Consider the following 21,239-nt stretch of genomic DNA (forward strand, 5'->3'; position numbering starts at 1 on the left):
GTTTACTTGTTTAGTTTTGTTTTTAGTTGATTATTATTTTTTTAGTAGTTACTTTATTCGAGCTAATTATCTTGAGTAAATAGACTCCTTTAGGAGCTCCAGACAAATTATAATTTAATTGTTTTTTACCTTTAACCTGTCTATTATTATTCTCTAACACTTTTTTATAACTTCCTGATACTTCTTGAAGAGTAATCTTAGAAAAACTGCTAGAATCAATAGTTATATTGACAATGTTTTGTGCTGGATTTGGATAAACAAGTATTTCTGAAAATGATGAGCAAGAACTTATCAAGTTCCATGGTCCCCAAGGTCCGCCAGTTCCAGGTTCTTCATTTTTAGTCCACCATTTACTTTCGTAAATATTTCCTTTGTGAGCTACTTGAATTCCTTTTACTTTATATTCAGTATTTGCATCCCAAATCTGAATATTATTACAGCCTCCTCCTGTCGTTTTTTCTTTAATTGTTACATTTATTTCATCAGATGCCTTAGCTCCTTTATCATCAATTACTTCAACTTTTATTGTATAGCTTTTAAAAAAAGCAGGCAACCAAGAAATAGTATTCCCAGAAGATAAATTGGTTCCATCTACTGAGAACTGAATACTTGCTATAGTTCCATCTGAGTCTCTTGCATTTGCTGAAAGTGTTATTGAAGAAAGTGTTTCTTGTTCAATTACTTGTCCGTTACTTAAACTTGTAATAGTTACCTGTGGAACTTCATTATTTACTTTTTGTTTTACATTAATTGTTATTTCATCTGTAGCTTTGGCTCCCTTATTATCTATTACTTCAACTCTTATCGTATAACTTCCAAAAGTATTTGGTAACCAGGAAATATTATTACCTTGAGGTAAATTCATTCCATTTACTGAAAACTGAACACTTGCTATAGTTCCATCTGAGTCTGTTGCATTTCCTGAAAGCACTATAGAGGAAAGTGTTTCTTGTTCAACTACTTGTCCATTACTTAAACTTGTAATAGTTACCTGTGGAGCTTCATTAGCTATTTTTTCTTTTACAGTAATTATTACTTCATCAGTTGCTTTAGCTCCTTTATCATCAATTGCTTCAACTTTTATTGTATAGCTTCCAAAAGTGCTTGGTAACCAAGAAATATCATTCCCTGTAGATAAATTAGTTTCATCTACTGAAAACTGAATACTTGCTATAGTTCCATCTGAATCTACTGCATTTGCTGAAAGCGTTATTGAAGAAAGTGTTTCTTGCTCTATTACTTGTCCATCACTTAAACTTGTAATAGTTACCTGTGGAGCTTCATTAGCTATTTTTTCTTTTACAGTAATTATTACTTCATCAGTTGCTTTAGCTCCTTTATCATCAACTGCTTCAACTTTTATTGTATAGCTTCCAAAAGCATTTGGTAACCAGGAAATATCATTCCCTTGAGATAAATTCGTTCCATTTACTGAAAACTGAACACTTGCTATAGTTCCATCTGAATCTGAAGCATTTGCTGAAAGTATTATTGAAGAAAGCGTCTCTTGTTCTATTATTTGTTCATTAGTTGGACTTGTTATTACTACAGTAGGGGAAATATTACCTCCTCCTTGTATACAAATTCCTTGTTTAGACCATGCCCTATTATTTTCTGGAATTTTTCCTGCTTCTGAATACCAATTTGCTTTGTAAATAGTTCCATCATATACTACTACATCACCTCCATTATAAGCTTTTGTGCTTACCCAGAATGGATTCCCATTACAGTCCATTGCCTGTGTAGTAAAACTTACTATCGATGAGTATTCCGAAATCAAAGTATCTTTTTTCCCTCTAATTCTTACCATATACTCCGTAGTTCCCATTAAGTTTTTTAACAATGCTTTTCTTCCATCTACCTCCTGAATATTTATCGTATTCCATGTCGAAGCAACTATAGATTTGTAATCTACATCATACTCTTCGGCTCCTAACGATTTATCCCAACTTACTTCAGCTCTTGCTCCTGTTACATTTGAAAGCGTAATAGAAGAAGGTGGTAAAATGACATCTATGGTAGTTGAGAAAATAACCGACGATGAATAATAAGAAGTTTCCGAAGAATTTTTAGACCACACTTGCACCTCATAAGTTGTTCCTTTTTCTAAACCTTCTAATGTATATTTGGTGCTTGTTATTAATGTAGTTTCTTGCCATTGAGAAGTTTCTAAAGTTTTATATCTTATTCCATATTGTGTGGCTCCTGAAACTTGATTCCATGATAATTTTACATTATTCAATCCTTCATTACTTACTGTTACACTTTCTGGTATTCCTAAACCTTTACTTGCCCTTAATGAACGAACTGCATTTAATCTTCCAACTCCTAACTTACCTTCATAACCTTTATTCAAATGATCTATAGGATCTACTCCCTGAATCAAGGCCTTTTTAACTTGCTCAGGTGTAATATTTCCATAATTATAAGAAACTATTAATGCTGCTACTCCTGACACATGAGGAGTTGCCATAGAAGTACCCCAAGAAAACCCATAACGATTGTTGTATACAGTACTTAAAATAGTACTCTTATCTTTTCCTATAGTTGATTCTCCACCTGGCGCAGCAATATTTGTCCAATTTCCATAATTTGAGAAGTTCGATTTTTTATCTTTATTATCTGTAGCAGCTACAGAAAACACTTTTTCATAAGCTCCAGGATATGCTGGCGAAGTTAAATTGTTATTCCCTGCTGAAAAAAACAATATCCCTCCGTTCATGGCTTGATTTGCTCCTCCTGCTTCTGCTATAAAATAATCAATTGCTGCCTTTCTTGACGGTTCAAATCTACCTCCAGAATTCCAACTATTTTGTGAGATTACTGCTCCATTATCTGCCGCATACACAAATGCATCATCTATAGCTCCTCTTCCATCACCATGAATAATATTTGTCATAATACGTACTCCATCATTGTTTCCTGTTCCTCCAGCAATACCAGATACACCAATACCATTATTAGTTTCTGCTGCTATGGTTCCAGCAATATGAGTTCCATGATTGTTATTTACTATAATAGTACCTGTGTTAGCTACAAAATCATATCCATAAATATCATCTACATACCCGTTGTTATCATCATCAATGTTATTTCCTGGAATTTCTCCACTATTTACCCACATATTTCCATCTAAGTCTGGATGCGTGGGATCTACTCCGTAATCCATAATAGATACTATTACTCGATCATCTCCTGTTTCTAATTCCCAAGCTTCTTTTAGCTTTATATCACTTCCTCCAATTCCATCTTCCTGTCCCGTATTATGGTAATGCCATTGTTCATGAAATCTAGGATCATTGGGAAATGTTGCTCTTTTGTTTATTTTATTATTACTAGCTTTTCCCTTTAATATATTATTATTCGTTTCTATTCTTTGAGTTTTATTCCTTTCATGCGCTATTTCTATTTCGCTATTATTTTTATATAGAGAAATTGCCTCATTAATATCAATATTTTTATCAAATTCAATTTCATACCAAAGATGTAAACCATGTTTTCTATGTTTTTTTTCATGCTTTCCAGCATATCTAAAAACTCTTTTTATAGATGTAGCTTTCACCTTTTTATTACAAAAATCCACATCTTGAATTCCAAATTTTGCATGTCCTTCTTTTTTTGAAGAAAGTATAATGTTTCTAGATGATAGATTTTCTTGTTGTTCTCTCTCTAATTTGTTGAGTTGATTTTTTGTAAGCTTAACGACTATTATGCCTTTTTCTTGACCTTTAGCATTGTATTTTTGTTGTGCATTTATCCCTATAGTTAATAGAACAAATAGAAAATTGATTACTTTCCGTATCATTATAATTTGGTTTTAGTTAGTTGATCTATATGTAAAATGTAATCTCAATGCATTTGCACTGAAATTTGTTTGGGAGCAAGTAAAAAACATAAATACTTTTATGTTAAAACATTTTAAAAACAACCCCGTAGTTTTTTATTACTTTTAAAATGCTTTGAAGTTATTCTTATAATAACCTATTTAAATTTTTATCAATAATTACTCTTTTCAAAAAAAAATAGGCAGATAACACATATTGACAGACTAACAACATCTTTTTATAGACGCTAGTTTTTAACTCAAACATACCCTATAATCCCTATAGTTTAAAAGGTTAAAAACTCAGGTTATTAATTATTTATATTTTACTTTCAAAGGATATATCAAGTATATTTTTATTTCAGGAACATTAATAAAAAATGCGAACTTACATTAAGCTCGCATTACTTTTTCTTGCTATTTTTATGTCAACTATTATCCTTCTCCTTCTTCTACATTAGTTTTTATATACTCTATATCTCTGGTATTTTTTTGCACTGATATTGCTGCAAATACACTTAATGTAAACGACATTCCGTAAAACCCTTTTTCACTTAATAATAAATCTGCATTCCATAATCCAACTATTAATAATACTATTGATGTTACTGTAGTAAACCAACTCATTCCGTAATAAATTTCTGTAACTTGAACACCTTCTAGTTTGTCTCTTACTGATTTCTGAACAGAAATTACTGAAAACAAAGCAAATAATAGTACTGTAAAATAATACCCTTTCTCATTTAACTCCATTTCTGCATTCCATAATCCAACACAATATGCCGTGATTCCTATTAATAAAACAGCCCAAGATGCTCCTATAAATGCAGACGTTGGTTTTTGATCAAATACTTTTACTTCTTTCTTTTTTATTCTTTTTGATTTTTCTTCTTGCTTACTTATTTCTGCTTGATTATTCATAATTCTTATTTTTAAATTACGTTACAAAAGTGTAGGTTTTTACTTACCTCTTAAAAACTAAATCCAAAAAAAACTAACGATATAATTTACCTTTATTTTAAAAAAAACACTAATTTCACTAACAAAAAACAAAAATAACCTAACGATTAAATGAAAGAATTACATGCTATTATTTCTTCTTTATCTACTGAAGAACAACAACAATTCATCTATTTTTTAGAAAAGAGAAATAAACGAAAGCATGCTAAAAACATTGATTTATTTAAACTTGCTTTAAAAGGAGAAACCGATACTCACTTTATTTGCAATCATTTATATGGCAAACTTAATAAAGCTGCTTTTTATGTATTGAAACAACGGTTATATGAATCATTAATAGATTTTGTTGCTTCGTATAAATTACAAGGAGAAAATTCTATTGACATGCAAATTGTAAAATACCTTCTTGCAGCAAGAGATTTTTTACTACACAAAAATTATAAAATTGCCTACAAAGTACTAGACAAAGCTGAAAAGTTAGCTATAGAATATCAATTATTTACTATTCTTAGTGAAATATACCATACAAAAATACAGTATGCTTATGCCTTACCTTCTATCAATTTAAAAGAAGTTATTTCCGCTTTTAAAGCCAATCAGAAAAATCACTTTTTAGAAGAAGAACTCAATATTGTATATGCTAAAATAAAGCATACTTTAAAGAATATTCAACAATCAAAAACTTCCATTACTATTGATTTTAATGAAATTATAAATACTATTTTTACTGAGCACGACATTAATATAGATAATGCTTTATCTTTTAAGTCGCTCTATCAATTAGTTTCTATTTTTAACATCTCTGCTTTTGTAAGCAAAAATTACTTGACTTTTGAATCTTTTTTAATTGAAACATACAAAATACTTAAAAATAAAAAGGAGAAAGACAAACAGTTATTTTATCATATTCGTGTATTATTTTTAATTGCCAATACTTTATTTCGAAATAAAAAATTTAAAGAATCTACTGCGTATTTACAACTTATGTACTCATACATGGAAACTGGGAAAAAGAAATATTATTCCAACTTTAAATTACCCTATAACTTATTATTGGCTTTAAACTTGAATTACACCAATCAACAACAGGAGGCTATTAGCCTTTTAGAACGTAATATTGAAAAAAAACATTCAGATATTAAAACTTTATTAGATGCCCAATTAAGTTTAATTATGTTCTACTTTCAAGCTAACGAACTAAAAAAAGCTAAACAATTACATACTTCTTTTTATCATTCAGATAATTGGTATATTGAAAAAAATGGTATTGAATGGACTATTAAAAAGAACTTAATTGAAATTTTATTACAACTTGAACTTCAAAACATTGACTTATTTGAGTCAAGATTATTAAGTTTTAAACGAAAATATTACGAATATTTACAAAGTATAAAAGAAACTAGAGTAATTACCTACTTGAGCTTGGTAGAACTATATTATAAAAACCCTCAAATAGTTACCTCTAAATATTTTTATAAAAAAGTAGAAAACTCTTTTGATTTTATTGGTGCAAAACAAGAAGATATTTTTGTAATGAGTTTTTATGCTTGGTTAAAAGGCAAAATGATTCAAAAACCAATTTTTAAAGTTACGTTGGATTTAATTAAAGAAGCACAAAATAATTTTTAAATACAACGGAAAATTGTAAATCCGTTGTATTTAAATCTATTCTTATAATTTAGCCAATAATTTCTCCGCTACTAATTCTGAGGATGCAGGATTTTGCCCTGTAATTAAATGTCCGTCTTCTATTGCATACGGGTGCCAATCTGCTTCTTTACTGTAAACTCCACCATTTTCTTGTAACATATCTTCTACTAAAAAGGGCACTATTTCTGTTAATTGTACTGCTTCTTCTTCGGTATTTGAAAAGCCAGTAACTTTTTTATTCTTTACTAAAGAAGCGTCTTTATATTTTGTGTGCTTGAAAACCGCGGGGGCATGACATACTGCCGCCACTGGTTTATTATTTGAATAAAAGGCCTCAATTAAAGCTATTGAATTTTTATCTTCCGCTAAATCCCATAAAGGACCATGACCTCCTGGATAGAAAATAGCATCATAATCAACTTCTTTTATTTCCTGTAAAGGAATTGTTTTTGCCAAAACATCTTGCGTTTCTTTATCTTCATTGAATCGGATGGTAGCTGGTGTTTGGAAATCAGTCTCATTACTTTTTGGATCAATTGGTGGTTGTCCTCCTTTTGGTGAAGCCAAAGTTACCTCAACACCATTATCTTTTAATAAATAATAAGGCGCTGCAAATTCTTCTATCCAAAATCCTGTTTTGTATCCTGTTTCTCCTAAATCTTCGTGACTGGTTAGTACAAATATTACTTTTTTCATCGGTTAACTGTTTTAAAAAATCAGACAATATCTCTGACTTTATTTACCACAAAATTACCAGATGATTCGCACTTAAAAATTGATGTATGGTAATTAATATTACTTCTATTCTAGTTTTTTCTCTGCAATTTGTTTTATTTCATCAGATAGTATTATATGTTGCTTAGGTAGGTATTTTACTATATTCTGCATAGATTTAGCTATAGTTTCAGCCTTAATACTTCTATATTTTCTTAAACTTCCTATTAAAAATGGGTTGATTAAAGTTGCGAAGAAATTTCCCATATCTTCTCCCAATCTAAACTCAGTTCGTTTACCTTTTATTAAGGAAGGACGCAGTATATATGTATTTTCTATTTGCTGCTTTAAAACTGCCTTTTCCATTTCTCCTTTCGTTTTATTATAAAAAATAGTACTCTTGCTATTAGCTCCCATAGCTGAAATTACCACAAAAGTTTTAATCCCGTTTTCTTTTGCTAAAATAGCTGCCTTTTTAGGAATTCCATAATCAATGGTTTTATACGTTTCTTTATCTTTTGTTTTTTTGGCTGTGGTACCAATACAACAAAAAACCTCATCAGCTGTAAAATCTTTTTTAAAGGTTTGAAGGTTTATAATATCTCCAATAAATTCTTTTAGTTTGGATGATTGTATTCCTGTAGTTCTTCGTCCAAATACTTTTATTAGTTTATAACTATCATCTTTCAATAGTTTTTCTAACAGTAAACCTCCTGTTAAACCTGTAGCTCCTATAATAATAGCAGTTTTCATATACTTATATTAATTACTTATCTTTCGCTATTTCTTTACGGATTCTACTTAAACTTTCTGTAGTTATTCCTAAGTAAGAGGCAATGTGATAATTTTTTACGTGTTTCTCTATATTGGGATACGTTTTTGTAAAACTTAAATAGCGTTCTTTTGCCGTTTGTGATAAATTAGCTAAAATTCGTTTTTCAAACCTTACAATAGATTTTTCTATTTTCTTTCTAAAAAAGCTTTCTATTTGCGGATAATTAGCATATATATTTTCAATATCTTTTTTAGCTATTTTTAATAATGTGGCTTCCTCAATACACTCAATAGTTAATACCGATTTCTCTTTTGAAAAATAGCCTATATAATCACTAATCCACCAATCAGAAATTGCAAATTGAATGGTATGCTCTTTTCCTTTATCATCAATAAAAAAAGCCCTCAAACATCCTTTTATTACGTAATACTGATGTTGAACTTGTTCACCACTTCTCAATATAGTAGCTCCTTTTTTATAATTAACTTCTAAAAAACTTTCTTGTATATCAGAAAGAGTTTCTTCTGTTAAAGGTAATTCTTTAAAAATTGAAACAATTGTATTTTTCATTTAGAGCAAACTTTCTAAATAATGTTCCTCTATGGCAAAAGATTTTTTTACCTCTTGAATTTTTTCTTCAATCTTATTAGCATCTACTTTTTTAGATGATTTTGAACCAATCAACATCACATTTTTACGGGTATGTTCATTACTAATAAACTCGAAAACTTTGGTATTATAATTGTTTTTTTCAAGAATTAACGCTCTAATGGTATCTGTTACCATTTCAAATTGACGCTCTTTAAATATTCCATATTTTAAAATAGGACTTTCTTGTTCTTTTCCTTTTACTTGCTGACGAATTTGTTTGTGACAACAAGGCGCACAAATAATTAATTCCGCATTGGCCACTAAACCTTTATAAATAGCATCATCAGTAGCCGTATCACAAGCATGTAAGGCTATCAAAATATCTATTTTATCGTTCGCATATTCTTGAATTGGTTTTGCTACAAATTGTAAATCTGTAAATTCACATTTTTTTGCAATGTCATTACAATAATTTACTAAGCTTTCACGTAATTCTATCCCAGTTACAGTAACTTTATATTCTTTTTTATTTACCAGATAATCATATAAAGCAAAAGTAAGATATCCTTTACCTGACCCCATATCTACAATATTTACATGTTTTGGGAGCTTTACTGTTTTTAATTGCGCTTCTATTATTTCAAGATACTTATTTATCTGTCTGTATTTATCTGCCATTTTAGGAATAACCTTATCTTGTTTATCCGTGATTCCTAAATAGTACAGATACTTACTATTTTCTACTCTTTTTATCTTTTGTTTATCGTGTGCTTCTGGTAGTTTATTTTTAAAACTTGGGTTGGTTGTTTTATAACTAACTTTTTTCTTTTTAGAAATAAATGTCAAAAAATCATTCTCTAAAGTAAATAATGTAGCTGCTCTAAAGTTTTCACTTAATAGATTTTCAATTTGCTCTAAACTTTCTATAAACGAGAAGTTTTTAGCCTGATCGTTAGTTGTATACCTGTATAAAAACTGAAAACATTTTTCTCCTTTTAATGTTATTTGGCGTACATATACATTGGCTAACTCCTCACTTTTGCGTACTGGTTTACTCAATGTTAGTTTTACAAAGTTATCTGCTTCTATACTTTTTTCAAATTCTTTAAAAAGTGATTCTAATGCTTCTTTCATTCTGCAAAAATAGTGAATCTAACTAGTTACCTATAGCTTTTATAAGTTGTATCACTGTTTTTTAAATTTAAAGCTTTCAAATTATATTATCATCAACTTGTTAATGATTCTTAAACTTTATTCTTTTTTAATTTTTTGAAGAACTAGCTTGTCTGATTTTAATGCTACTATTTTATAAACTTTCCCTTTATGATCTATAGGTTTATTTGTTGTTATAATCCATTCTTTTGTATTTAAAGCCCATTTTCCTTTATAATTATGTGTTCTCAACTTAGTATCATTTCCACAAGGTGCTGAATATCTATTATGAAATTCTCCATTTTTTAGTAGCTCAATACTTGATCCATATTCGTGTTCTTTTGTTGTTCTCTTTTCAAAAATCAAGTTATTATTTCCTTGAATATTTTTTGAATACCACTGTCCTATTAAATGATCTGAATTAAACTTCGTTGATTTGCTTTGTCCATAAACTACCTGTTGGCTTATTATTATAGCTATTATCAATAAAACTGTGTTTTTCATAAATACTATTTTTGTTTACTTTAATTACGACTAGATTATAACTAGAGTTGTTACAAATTATAATTCTTTTTTCATTTTCTAAAACTTTTTAGGAAAGCCTAATTTTGTTATAAAATCTTCGAAAACATCTATAAAACTATTCCCTATCATTGTAGAAAAGCAACTACTTATCCAAACAATTTCAGAACTAGAAAAGATGTAATCAAATTCGGTCATACCTAATGACACCTCTATTTCTTCTTCCCACCCAAAATCTCCTCCTCGAATTGTTGCCTTTTTTTTATCATAATCCCCAATAAAGAAAAACTGTTCTCTATGCTCATTTTCATAATACCCTAAATACTTACCTTTTTTATCGATTTCAGGTATTCTCCCACTACTTTTTATATGATTATTCTCTATAGTAAAAATATCTTCTCTCATTTCATTAATAAACTCTTGATAGTGTTTTCTTACCATAGTAACTAGACTATTAATATCTATAATTGATAAGTTTTTATTATGAAAATACCCTTTAATTTTTTCTTTAGCGTTATTAGTAATATCATTATTAGTTATAAGCCATACTGTATCTAAAGAAATCTCTTTTTGCCCATTAAAAATCATTTTAGGCAAACGAAAAGATTCATTTATTTGACGTTCAATATTATCAATATTTGATTGCCTTATTTTTTTTATTTTGACAACTATACCTACATAAGTTTCTTTTAATAAAATTTCATCCTCTAAAACCAAAATAAAATCTGCTCCATATTCTCTATTTCCATGTGTATACTCAACATGTTTAACTCTAGGAATCTGTCTAAGAAAATTTTTTAAGAAAGGGTGAAAATCATTTACTTCATGAGTGTAAGACTCTATTTTTTCTTTTATCTTCTCAAATGTCATATTAATCTATAATCATACGATTTTAATATAAGGTTGTATCAATATCTATTACCTCTATTGTCTATATACAAAACTAACAGATTTTTAATGAATTTAAAACTATTAAAAACTTCTAAATTTCAAAGAATTAAAACAAAAAAATCGATAACAAGAGATATTCTCGTTATCGATTTTAAGGTAAAAACTGATATTAAATTATACGCCTGGTAATAATACAGTATCAATTACATGTATTACACCATTGGTACCTTGTACATCAGTAGCCGAAATTGTTACGGTTTGTCCGCTTGAAGATTTTAATTTAGCTCCACTAGATAAATCTACCGTTACTTTACCACTACCTAGCATGGTGATTTCTTGCTCATCTTTTAACTGATCAGACTGTACATTTGCTGCATTTACTACATGGTATTTTAATACGGCGTCTAGCGTAGCGATTGGAATATCCCCTAACGAATTCCAATCGGCATTACTATCAAGAAGGGCTTTAAAAGCGTCATTAGTTGGCGCAAAAACGGTGAAAGGTCCATCTCCTTTTAATACGGAAACAAAATCAGTTGTATGTCTAGAGTCTGTTAATGCGGCTACTAATGATGTAAAACCAGCATTATTTAATGCTAATGTAACTACATTAGGCGATAGCATTACTTTATCAATAATATGAACTATACCATTGGTAGCTTCTACATCTACTTTTACTGGTTTAGAAGATCCATTAAACATAACACCTCCAGTAGTAGCAACTTGTAATGATAAATTTTCATCATTAGGTCCTACAGCTAGAGTATTTACATAACTATCTGATAATTCAGTAGATTTTACTTTAGAACCAAGTACATGAAATTTTAAAACATTTTTTAATACATCAGCAGGAATGTCATCTAAAGTTTTCCAATCCGCATTAGAATCTAATAATTCTTGAAATGCAGCATTGGTAGGTGCAAAAACAGTAAAAGGACCGCTTCCTTTTAATACATCAACTAATCCTGCTTTTTGAACTGCTGCAACTAAGGTGCTTAAATCTGAAGTGGCAATTGCTAAATCAATAATATCCTTAGGTGGATCTATTACTGGCGTATCATCATCATCTGAACATGAAATGAACAAAGGTGCGATTAAGAACATGCTAACGGCTAAAAGAGTTTGAATTTTTTGGGTAAACATTGTTAATAGTTTTTTGAGTTACTGCCTACTCTTTATTTTTAGTCTTTTTTCGGCTAACTTAGACTTTTGTTTATTATTTTAAAACAACTGTTAAACAAAGTAAAACAAGTCAAAAAATAACGTTTTTAACGATTTGACATTAAAAACGTTACGCCGAAGTTATAAATTTTGTTCAACAAATACAAATTTTATTTAAACAAAATTATTTTCTATTAGCTTCTTTCTTTTAAAATTGCTTCAATATCTGTAAGTGATACTCCTTTGGCTTTTAGCAAAATCAAGTAATGGTATAATAAATCTGCTGCTTCATTTTTAAACAAGTCTAAATTATCGTCTTTTGCTTCTATAACCACTTCTACAGCTTCCTCCCCTACTTTTTGAGCTACCTTATTAATCCCTCTTTTAAATAATTTATTAGTATATGATTCTTGAATATCATTGTCTATTCTATCATGTATTGTTTTTTCTAAATCATATACAAAACCTTTAGCAGTTTCTTCTGCAAAACAAGAAGTTGTTCCTGTATGACAAGTTGGTCCTTTAGGTTCTGCCTTTATTAAAATAGTATCGTTATCACAGTCTATTTGTAATTCTTTTACAAATAAAAAGTTTCCAGATTCTTCACCTTTTGTCCATAACCTGTTTTTACTTCTACTAAAAAAGGTTACTTTTTGTTCTTTTTGTGTTTTTAAAAAGGCTTCTTCATTCATATAGCCTAGCATTAGTACTTGTAATGTTGTAGCGTTTTGTACAACAACTGGTACTAAGCCATCTCCTTTAGTAAAATCTATTTTCATCTTACAGGTATGTTTTTATTTTGTAAATATTTTTTTAATTGCGGCACTGGTATTTCTCCAAAATGAAAAATACTTGCTGCCAACCCTGCACTAGCTTCAGTTTTAGTAAATACATCGGCAAAATGCTCCTCTTTACCTGCTCCTCCAGAAGCAATTACAGGAATGTTTATAGATTTACTTACTTCTCCTGTTATATCTAGAGCAAATCCAGCTTTTGTTCCATCATTATTCATTGAAGTTAATAAAATTTCTCCTGCGCCTAATTCTGTCACCTTTTTTGCCCAAGCTACTGTTTCTAACTCCGTTTCATGTGTGCCTCCTTTTGTAAACACTTTCCATTGGTTATTTACAAACTTAGTATCTATAGCTACTACCACAAACTGACTTCCAAACTGTTCTTTTAACTCAATTACTAATTGCGGATTTTTAACTGCCGAAGAATTAATACTTATCTTATCTGCTCCTGCTTTAATTAATTTTGAAGCATCTTCAACAGAACTAATACCTCCTCCAACAGTAAATGGTATATTAATTTCTTTTGAAATTTTTTCAACCAATTCTATTAAGGTTTTTCTATTTTCTAGTGTTGCAGTAATATCTAAAAACACCAACTCATCAGCACCATGTTCTACATATTGTTTCGCTAACTCAATAGGATCACCTGCATCTTTTATATCAACAAAATTTACACCTTTTACAGTTCTTCCATTTTTAATATCTAAACAAGGAATGATTCTCTTTTTTAACATAACTCCTGTAATTCTTTTAGTGTAATATAACCTTCATAAATAGCTTTTCCTAAAATAGCTCCTTCACAACCAATTTCTTTTAGCCTTAATAAATCTTCAATTTTAGAAACGCCACCACTCGCTATTAAGTTAACAGAACTTTTATTTAAAATTTCTAAGTATAAATCTACAGAAGCACCTTGTAACATACCATCTTTAGCAACGTCAGTACAAATCGTATTTTTTACTCCAATCTCTTCGTATTCTTTAATAAAATCAATTACGTCAACTTCTGATGTTTCTAACCAACCATGTGTTGCGATCTTTCTATTTTTACAATCTGCTCCTAAAATGATTTTATCGCTTCCATATTTAGTTAACCACCCAATAAAAACATCTGGGTTTTTAACAGCAATACTTCCACCTGTGATTTGTTTTGCTCCACTTTCAAAAGCTATACGTAGGTCTTCATCTGATTTTAAACCTCCTCCAAAATCAATATTTAAACTAGTTTTCGAGGCAATATTCTCTAAAATTTTATAATTTACAATATGTTGAGACTTAGCACCATCTAAATCTACTAAGTGTAAATATTGAATGCCATTATCTTCAAACTCTTTAGCTACTTCTAAAGGATCTTCATTATATACTTTTTTAGTTGCGTAATCACCTTTTGTTAAGCGTACACATTTTCCGTCTATAATATCTATAGCTGGTATTATTCTCATAATATATTTACTTTTTAAGCCGTAAAGAAAACCTAGTTTTACACTCTATATGTAAAACTAGCCTCTTTTAAACCTTTGTTTTGTTTGGCGGCATTGATAGAAACTACCAAAATTATTATGGATAATAATTCATTTCCTTCGTTCTTTAGCAGCTCAATTTCTTCTTTATATTCTGGAGCTACTTCTTCAAAAACTTCTAACCAATACACGCTTTCTTCTGCCTCTTCTTCCACCAACTTTAATCTATGGATAAAGTCGTCTGTTGACTTTGCTCTCTGTGAAGCTCTATAACTTGCCCCTACTGAGCCAGAACTCTGTATTAATTTATTTACATATGCATTGTACTCCCTGGACTTAGGAATTTTCCCACAAAATGTCCAACAATCAATAGCAAATCGTTTAGTTCTGTCTATCAAATCTTTTTCCATGATTTATTCTAATTTTAACACCTATAATTCTAAAAAACTTTCAAGTAGTTTTTCTCCTACATTAGCTGATTTTTCAGGGTGGAATTGCATTGCATAAAAATTATCCTTCTGCATTATGGCACTAAATGGTTTGATGTAGTTACAGGTAGCAATTGTATCTTCTGTAACTTCTGCATAATATCCGTGTACATAATACACATCATCTGTTTTTTCAAGACCATTTAACACCTTACTTTTCTTTATTTCAGAAAAGTTGTTCCATCCCATATGAGGTACTTTTTCTTGTGGAGGAAATTGTTTAGTTTCTGCATCAAAAATCCCTAAACACTCTGTATTTCCTTCCTCTGACGATTTACACATTAATTGTAAACCTAGACATATTCCAAGCATAGGCTGTTTTAATGACAAAATAACTTTGTCTAACCCTCTTTCTTTTAAATAAGCCATAGCTGTTTTAGCTTCACCTACTCCTGGAAAAATTACTTTATCTGCTTTTCTAATTTCCTCAGGATTATCTGTAATGATACTCTCATACCCTAAGCGTACAAGTGCATTTTGTACAGATCTTATATTTCCTGCGTTATATTTAATAATCGCTATCATTTTCAATTCTTAATTAACTATAAAGTTCCTTTTGTTGACGGTAAGATCATTTTACTTGCATCTCTTTTAACTGCTACTTTAATCGCTTTTGCAAATGCCTTAAAAATAGCTTCTATCTTGTGATGCTCGTTTATACCTTCTGCTTTTACATTTAGGTTGCATTTGGCTCCATCTGTAAACGATTTAAAAAAATGATAAAACATTTCAGTTGGCATTTTACCAACCATTTCTCTTTTAAAATCAGCTTCCCAAACTAACCAGTTTCTTCCACCAAAATCAATAGCTACATGAGCTAAACAGTCGTCCATTGGTAAGCAAAAACCATAACGTTCTATTCCTAACTTATTCCCTAATGCTTCATTAAAAACTTCTCCTAAAGCTATTGCAGTATCTTCAATTGTATGATGCTCATCTACCTCTAAATCTCCTTTTACTTGTATATCTAAATCCATTTGTCCATGTCGAGCAATTTGATCTAGCATATGGTCAAAAAAGGCAATACCTGTATTTATATTACTTTTCCCTGTTCCATCAAGATTTAACTGGATATTTATTTTTGTTTCATTCGTATTTCTAATAATTTCAGAAGTTCTTTCTTCTAACTTCAAAAACTCATAAATAGCATTCCAATCATTACTTTCTAATGCTATAAATTCATCTAACTCATTACGTTTTACCGTAATTTCATCAGCTCCAAAATACGTTTCGTCATTAATAAAAATACCTTTAGCTCCTAAGTTTTTAGCTAACTCTATATCTGTAAGCCTATCACCTATTACAAAAGAATTGGTTAAATCATATTCTTCCGAAAAATAATGTGTTAATAAACCTGTATTTGGTTTTCTTGTAGGTTGATTGTCTTTTGCAAAAGTTCTGTCAATTATTTCTTCAACAAATACAATACCTTCATCTTTTAAAGTATTCATTACAAAGTTATGAACTGGCCAAAAAGTACTTTCAGGATACACTTCTGTTCCTAAACCGTCTTGGTTAGTAACTAATACTAACTCAAAATCTAATTCTTTTGCTATTTTACTCAGTCCTTGAAAAACTTTTGGATAAAATTGTAGCTTTTCAAATGAATCCGTTTGCTCATCAGATGGTTCTTTTATTAAAGTTCCATCTCTATCTATAAATAGTACTTTTTTCATAATGTTTGTAATGCCGATATTAATTGCTGATTTTCTTTAACACTTCCTATGGTTATCCTCAGACAATTATTTACTAAATTATTCCTATTTCTTGTAATAATTCCTTGTTTTACCAACTTTGCATAAATTGTATTAGCATTGGTTACTTCAATCAAAATAAAGTTAGCTTCTGTAGGATAAATCTTCTTTACAAGTGCTATTTCCTGTAGTTGTTCTATTAATTTTCCCTTCTCATTAAGGATGATATTTTTATTAATTTCAAATTGACCGATGTTATTTAGTGCTTCTAAAACTGCTTCTTGATTTATAGTACTTACATTATAGGGAGGCTTTACCTTATTATATAAATCTATTATAAATTCATTTGCATAGGCTGCACCAACTCTAACTCCTGCAAGTCCCCAAGCTTTACTAAATGTTTGGCTAACTATTAAATTTGGATAGGTATTTATTTGTTGAATAAAAGAAGTTCTTTCGCTAAAATCTATATAAGCTTCATCAATGATTACCATTCCATTAAAATTTTCTAGAATGTATTGTATTGTAGAACTTTCAAAACAGTTTCCTGTAGGGTTATTGGGGGAACAGATAAAAATTAGTTTCAATTGTTCATCCTCCAAATATGGTTTTAAATCCTCAATGTTTATTTGAAATTCTGAATTCAAAGGTAGTTCTAATAACTCTACATCATTAATATTGGCTGATACATTGTACATTCCGTAAGAAGGTGTAAAAGTTAAAGCTTTGTCTTGACCTGGTTCACAAAAAATTCGGAAAGCTAAATCAATTACTTCATCACTTCCATTACCTATAAAAATCTGATTAGTATGTACCTCTTTTATGGTTGCCAACTTCTCTTTAACTTTTAGTTGTCTTGGATCAGGATATCTGTTTAAAGTTCCAAAGGGGTTTTCATTAGCATCTAAATATACTTCTGCAGTTCCCTTAAACTCATCTCTTGCTGATGAGTACGCTTTTAAGCGTTGTATATTGGGTCTTATTATGCTATTAATATCAAATGTTTTCATGCTTATTGTAAACTTTTTAATCGTAATGTTACTGCATTTTTGTGTGCATCCAAACCTTCTGCTGCTGCCATTACTTCTATTGCATTCCCTATAGTTGCAATTCCTTGTTGTGTAACTTCTTGAAATGTTATTTTCTTTACAAAACTATCTAATGATACGCCACTGTAGTTTTTTGCATATCCGTTAGTTGGTAATGTGTGATTGGTTCCACTTGCATAATCTCCAGCACTTTCACAGCTATAATTCCCTAGGAAAACTGACCCTGCATTGGTAATTTTTTCTATATAAGAATACGCATTTTCTGAAGCAATAATCAAATGTTCAGGCGCATAAACATTACTAAAGTTAATACTTTCTTCTGATGAGTTTAATACTACAACAAAACTATTCTCTAAAGCTTTTTTAGCGGTTTCTTTTCTTGGTAATTTATCTAGCTGTTCCAATACTTCTTGTACAACTGCCTCTGCTACCTCTTCTTTAGTAGTTACTAATACTGCCTGACTGTCTGCTCCGTGCTCTGCTTGCGATAATAAATCTGCCGCTACAAATGCTGGATTTGCCGTTTCATCGGCTATTACTAATACTTCACTTGGTCCAGCAGGCATATCTATAGCTACTCCTTGTTGTTGGATGAGTTCTTTAGCTTTGGTTACAAACTGATTCCCTGGTCCTAATATTTTGTATACATTAGGAATGGTTTCTGTGCCATACGCCATAGCTCCAATAGCTTGCGCACCTCCAACTTTGAAAACTTTAGTAATACCTACTAATGATGCTGTATATAAAATGGCTGGGTTTACATTTCCTTCTTTATCAGGTGGTGTACATAAAACAATTTCACTACATCCAGCTAACTTAGCAGGAATCCCCAACATTAAAATAGTTGAAAATAATGGAGCTGAGCCTCCAGGGATATATAAACCTACTTTTTCTATAGCTACACTTTTTCTCCAACAAGTAACTCCTGTTGTAGTTGTAACCTTATTTTCTTTTTCTTTTTGAGAAGCATGAAAAGCTTCAATATTTTGTTTTGCTAATTTAATTGCTGATTGTAATTCTGCACTTACTAGAGCACTTGCTTGCGCTATTTCTTCCTTACTTACTTCAAACCTATTTATAGTTACTTTATCAAACAATGCTGCATATTTTGACAATGCTTGATCTCCATTCAACTTAACGTCTTCTAAAATAGCTTGTACTTTATCTTGTAATGTATTTTCATTAATAGTAGCTCGTTCACAAAGTGATTTCCAAGTACTTTTTTCTGGATATTTTACAATATTCATCTTACTAATTTCTCTTTAATTTAGACTACCATCTTTTCTATTGGACAAACTAAAATGCCTTCCGCTCCATTACTTTTTAGTTCATCTATAATTTCCCAAAACTCATTCTTATCTAAAACAGAATGTACTGAACTCCAACCTTCTTCTGCTAATGGTAATACTGTTGGACTTCTCATTCCGGGTAAGATGCTTATAATTTTATCTAATTTATCGTTCGGCGCATTTAACAGCACATATTTTGAGCGTCTTCCTTTTAAGACGGATTGAATTCTAAATTGTAACTTATTTAATAATTCTTTTTGAGTAGCTTCTAATTTTGGTGAAACCGCTAATACTGCTTCAGATTTTAAAATAACCTCAACTTCTTTTAAATTATTTTTAAAGAGGGTTGAGCCACTAGATACAATATCACAAATACCATCTGCTAAACCTATATTTGGCGCTATTTCTACCGAACCGTTAATTATATGTAATTGTGTATTTACTCCTTTTGAAGCTAAATAATCTTGTACTGTTTTAGGATATGAAGTAGCTATTTTTTTCCCTTCAAAGTAGCTTACATCTGTATAATCTTCATTTTTAGGTACTGCTAAAGATACTTTACATTTTGAAAAACCTAATCGTTCTACAAACTCAATTCCTTCTCCTTTTTCAATTAATAGGTTTTCTCCAATAATAGCAATATCTACTACACCATCTTTTAAATACTGAGGAATGTCTCCATTACGTAAATAGAACACCTCTAAAGGAAAGTTACTTGCTGATGCCTTTAATTGATCTTTTCCATTATCAATTGAAATTCCACATTCTTTAAGAATTTGAAGCGAGTCTTGATTTAGTCTTCCTGATTTTTGAATCGCTATCTTTAATTTACTCATGTTGTTAGTTTTTGTTTGAGTAAATCTTTTGAGTAGTTTATTTTCCTTTTTAGAAAATTAAAAACCCGCCTGACTTACTCAAACGGGTTGTTAAATATATTTTTATTTATTCAATACATTTTCAGCTCGCTTGAGTGCAAGTATGGTGATGATGATGTAAATGAATAAATGTCATGTCTTTGTTTTTGATGCTACAAATATTTCTAATAATTCTTGATACTTCCAAGAAAAAAATCAATTTTTATTGATTTTTAACAAAAACTTTTTAATTGTTTAATTTTTTAGAAACATAATATTCTTGGCATGCTCTTTGAAATTGATGCTTCCATAATTTTATAAATACACCTTATGAAACTACAAACTACATTACTACTGTTACTTTTTACCAGCTTTCTTAGTTTTGGTCAAAAGAAATCCAACTATCAAAGTTTAAAATTAGAGTTACAAAAAAATAACTCGCAAAAAGAGAAATCTTTAAAGCGTTCAATTAACTTCTTTAATCAGAATACGATTTCTGTGAATGACCTATTGGATTTATGTAGTTATTTTCCAAATGATAGAATGAAATACAGAGTATGTTTAAATGCTTATCCTACCATTATTGATAAAGAAAACTTTTTTGAAGTATATGATTTATTTCAATCTTTTTCTTATGCTATTCAATTGTATCATAATACCCAGGCTACCCAAATTCAATCGGATCAAATTATCAACTATCCAAATCATAAATTATATGATGGATTAGTGCATAATTCTTGTAAAGAGCCTATGTCTAGATTTATGTTTAAAGATTTAGTTCGTAGCTTACACTTATCTAACAATGATGCTATTAATTTAGGTACGTTGAAAAGATTGATTAATGGGCATTGTTTAAGTACTTCTCAAATAATGAAATTGACTCAAAAGTTAGATGCTAACTTGAATCGCTTTTCTTTTTTAAAGCATGCTTTTAACGCTGTTTTTGATATTGAAAACTACTATTTCACGGAACAGTTAATTCAAGGGAGATTATACAAAAACAGATTACATGATTTCATTAGCGATAAAATAGCTTATATAAATACCAATGCAGTAAATGATGATTGTTTTGTAGAACCTAATGAATTTGATTATATAATGCGAACCATAAAAGATGAGCGTTTTTCTAAACAAAAAACAATTTTAGCAAAACAGCATATTGAAAAAAATTGCTTTAGTATTGAGCAATTAAGAACTATTGTTAATGATTTTTCTTTTGATGGTGATAAATTAAAAGTTTTAAAATACAGCTTTCCTTATATAGAGCGAAAAGATCAGTTTTACAAACTTAGAGATTTATTAAAATTTACAAGTAATAGAAAAGAGTTTGATAAATTTTTACTGAGTCAAAAACTATAAACTAAAAAAGACCG

The 21,239-nt window shown here is 29.9% G+C and carries 20 protein-coding genes; 2 read left to right on the forward strand and 18 right to left on the reverse strand.

Annotated features, from left to right (window positions below):
* Nucleotides 1-22: 22 nt before the first annotated feature.
* Both ABNT65_RS06740 and yiaA read right to left on the reverse strand, forming a co-directional pair.
* Nucleotides 23-3,805 (reverse strand): S8 family serine peptidase, encoded by a 3,783-nt coding sequence (locus ABNT65_RS06740; protein WP_348747499.1) that lies wholly within the window; start codon nt 3,803-3,805, stop codon nt 23-25.
* Nucleotides 3,806-4,258: 453 nt separating this feature from the next.
* Nucleotides 4,259-4,744: an inner membrane protein YiaA gene (gene yiaA / locus ABNT65_RS06745; RefSeq protein WP_348740322.1), complete on the reverse strand. Its 486-nt coding sequence runs from the start codon at nt 4,742-4,744 to the stop codon at nt 4,259-4,261.
* Between the two features lie 150 nt (nt 4,745-4,894).
* On the opposite strand from yiaA, the gene ABNT65_RS06750 reads away from it, so the two are divergent.
* A complete protein-coding gene (locus tag ABNT65_RS06750; protein ID WP_348747500.1) occupies nt 4,895-6,412 on the forward strand; it encodes a hypothetical protein in 1,518 nt (505 codons plus the stop codon).
* 42 nt (nt 6,413-6,454) lie between these two features.
* On the opposite strand, the gene ABNT65_RS06755 is transcribed toward ABNT65_RS06750, so the two are convergent.
* The 16 genes from ABNT65_RS06755 to hisG form a co-directional block, all read right to left on the reverse strand.
* Nucleotides 6,455-7,129: a type 1 glutamine amidotransferase domain-containing protein gene (locus ABNT65_RS06755; protein WP_348747501.1), complete on the reverse strand. Its 675-nt coding sequence runs from the start codon at nt 7,127-7,129 to the stop codon at nt 6,455-6,457.
* Between the two features lie 105 nt (nt 7,130-7,234).
* Entirely contained in the window at nt 7,235-7,900 is a 666-nt protein-coding gene (locus tag ABNT65_RS06760; RefSeq protein ID WP_348747502.1) for an NAD(P)H-binding protein, read from the reverse strand.
* A gap of 13 nt (nt 7,901-7,913) precedes the next feature.
* The gene (locus ABNT65_RS06765) at nt 7,914-8,492 is read right to left on the reverse strand and encodes a Crp/Fnr family transcriptional regulator (RefSeq protein WP_348747503.1); all 579 of its coding nucleotides are present in this window, start codon (nt 8,490-8,492) and stop codon (nt 7,914-7,916) included.
* A complete protein-coding gene (locus tag ABNT65_RS06770; RefSeq protein ID WP_348747504.1) occupies nt 8,493-9,647 on the reverse strand; it encodes an SAM-dependent methyltransferase in 1,155 nt (384 codons plus the stop codon).
* A gap of 117 nt (nt 9,648-9,764) precedes the next feature.
* On the reverse strand, nt 9,765-10,169 hold the full coding sequence (locus ABNT65_RS06775; RefSeq protein ID WP_348747505.1) for a lipocalin family protein: 405 nt from the start codon (nt 10,167-10,169) through the stop codon (nt 9,765-9,767).
* A 78-nt stretch (nt 10,170-10,247) separates the two neighbouring features.
* The gene (locus ABNT65_RS06780) at nt 10,248-11,057 is read right to left on the reverse strand and encodes a hypothetical protein (protein WP_348747506.1); all 810 of its coding nucleotides are present in this window, start codon (nt 11,055-11,057) and stop codon (nt 10,248-10,250) included.
* Between the two features lie 195 nt (nt 11,058-11,252).
* The gene (locus tag ABNT65_RS06785) at nt 11,253-12,221 is read right to left on the reverse strand and encodes a fasciclin domain-containing protein (RefSeq protein WP_348747507.1); all 969 of its coding nucleotides are present in this window, start codon (nt 12,219-12,221) and stop codon (nt 11,253-11,255) included.
* 212 nt (nt 12,222-12,433) lie between these two features.
* Nucleotides 12,434-13,018 carry a bifunctional phosphoribosyl-AMP cyclohydrolase/phosphoribosyl-ATP diphosphatase HisIE gene (gene hisIE, locus ABNT65_RS06790; RefSeq protein ID WP_348707398.1) on the reverse strand — a complete coding sequence of 195 codons (585 nt, stop codon included), beginning with the start codon at nt 13,016-13,018 and terminating at the stop codon, nt 12,434-12,436.
* A complete protein-coding gene (gene hisF / locus ABNT65_RS06795) occupies nt 13,015-13,767 on the reverse strand; it encodes an imidazole glycerol phosphate synthase subunit HisF (protein WP_348707400.1) in 753 nt (250 codons plus the stop codon). The genes hisIE and hisF overlap by 4 nt, the downstream gene beginning before the upstream one ends.
* Nucleotides 13,761-14,474 (reverse strand): 1-(5-phosphoribosyl)-5-[(5-phosphoribosylamino)methylideneamino]imidazole-4-carboxamide isomerase, encoded by a 714-nt coding sequence (gene hisA / locus ABNT65_RS06800; protein WP_348707402.1) that lies wholly within the window; start codon nt 14,472-14,474, stop codon nt 13,761-13,763. The genes hisF and hisA overlap by 7 nt, the downstream gene beginning before the upstream one ends.
* Nucleotides 14,475-14,512: 38 nt before the next feature.
* Nucleotides 14,513-14,902, reverse strand: coding sequence for a four helix bundle protein (locus tag ABNT65_RS06805; RefSeq protein WP_348707404.1), 390 nt, complete (start codon nt 14,900-14,902; stop codon nt 14,513-14,515).
* 21 nt (nt 14,903-14,923) lie between these two features.
* A complete protein-coding gene (hisH, locus tag ABNT65_RS06810) occupies nt 14,924-15,505 on the reverse strand; it encodes an imidazole glycerol phosphate synthase subunit HisH (RefSeq protein ID WP_348707406.1) in 582 nt (193 codons plus the stop codon).
* 17 nt (nt 15,506-15,522) lie between these two features.
* Nucleotides 15,523-16,656 carry a bifunctional histidinol-phosphatase/imidazoleglycerol-phosphate dehydratase HisB gene (gene hisB, locus ABNT65_RS06815; RefSeq protein WP_348707408.1) on the reverse strand — a complete coding sequence of 378 codons (1,134 nt, stop codon included), beginning with the start codon at nt 16,654-16,656 and terminating at the stop codon, nt 15,523-15,525.
* Entirely contained in the window at nt 16,653-17,684 is a 1,032-nt protein-coding gene (gene hisC, locus ABNT65_RS06820; RefSeq protein WP_348747508.1) for a histidinol-phosphate transaminase, read from the reverse strand. Before hisC ends, hisB begins: the two co-directional genes overlap by 4 nt.
* Nucleotides 17,685-17,686: 2 nt before the next feature.
* Entirely contained in the window at nt 17,687-18,970 is a 1,284-nt protein-coding gene (hisD, locus tag ABNT65_RS06825; protein WP_348747509.1) for a histidinol dehydrogenase, read from the reverse strand.
* A gap of 20 nt (nt 18,971-18,990) precedes the next feature.
* Complete coding sequence (hisG, locus tag ABNT65_RS06830) at nt 18,991-19,848, reverse strand: ATP phosphoribosyltransferase (protein WP_348707411.1); 858 nt, start codon at nt 19,846-19,848, stop codon at nt 18,991-18,993.
* A gap of 348 nt (nt 19,849-20,196) precedes the next feature.
* Here hisG and ABNT65_RS06835 point away from each other — a divergent pair, with 348 nt between their 5' ends.
* Nucleotides 20,197-21,225: a DUF4476 domain-containing protein gene (locus ABNT65_RS06835; protein ID WP_348740341.1), complete on the forward strand. Its 1,029-nt coding sequence runs from the start codon at nt 20,197-20,199 to the stop codon at nt 21,223-21,225.
* The last annotated feature ends 14 nt before the right edge of the window (nt 21,226-21,239 follow it).

Source organism: Tenacibaculum sp. 190524A02b, assembly GCF_964036645.1.
Lineage (GTDB): Bacteria > Bacteroidota > Bacteroidia > Flavobacteriales > Flavobacteriaceae > Polaribacter > Polaribacter vairaonense.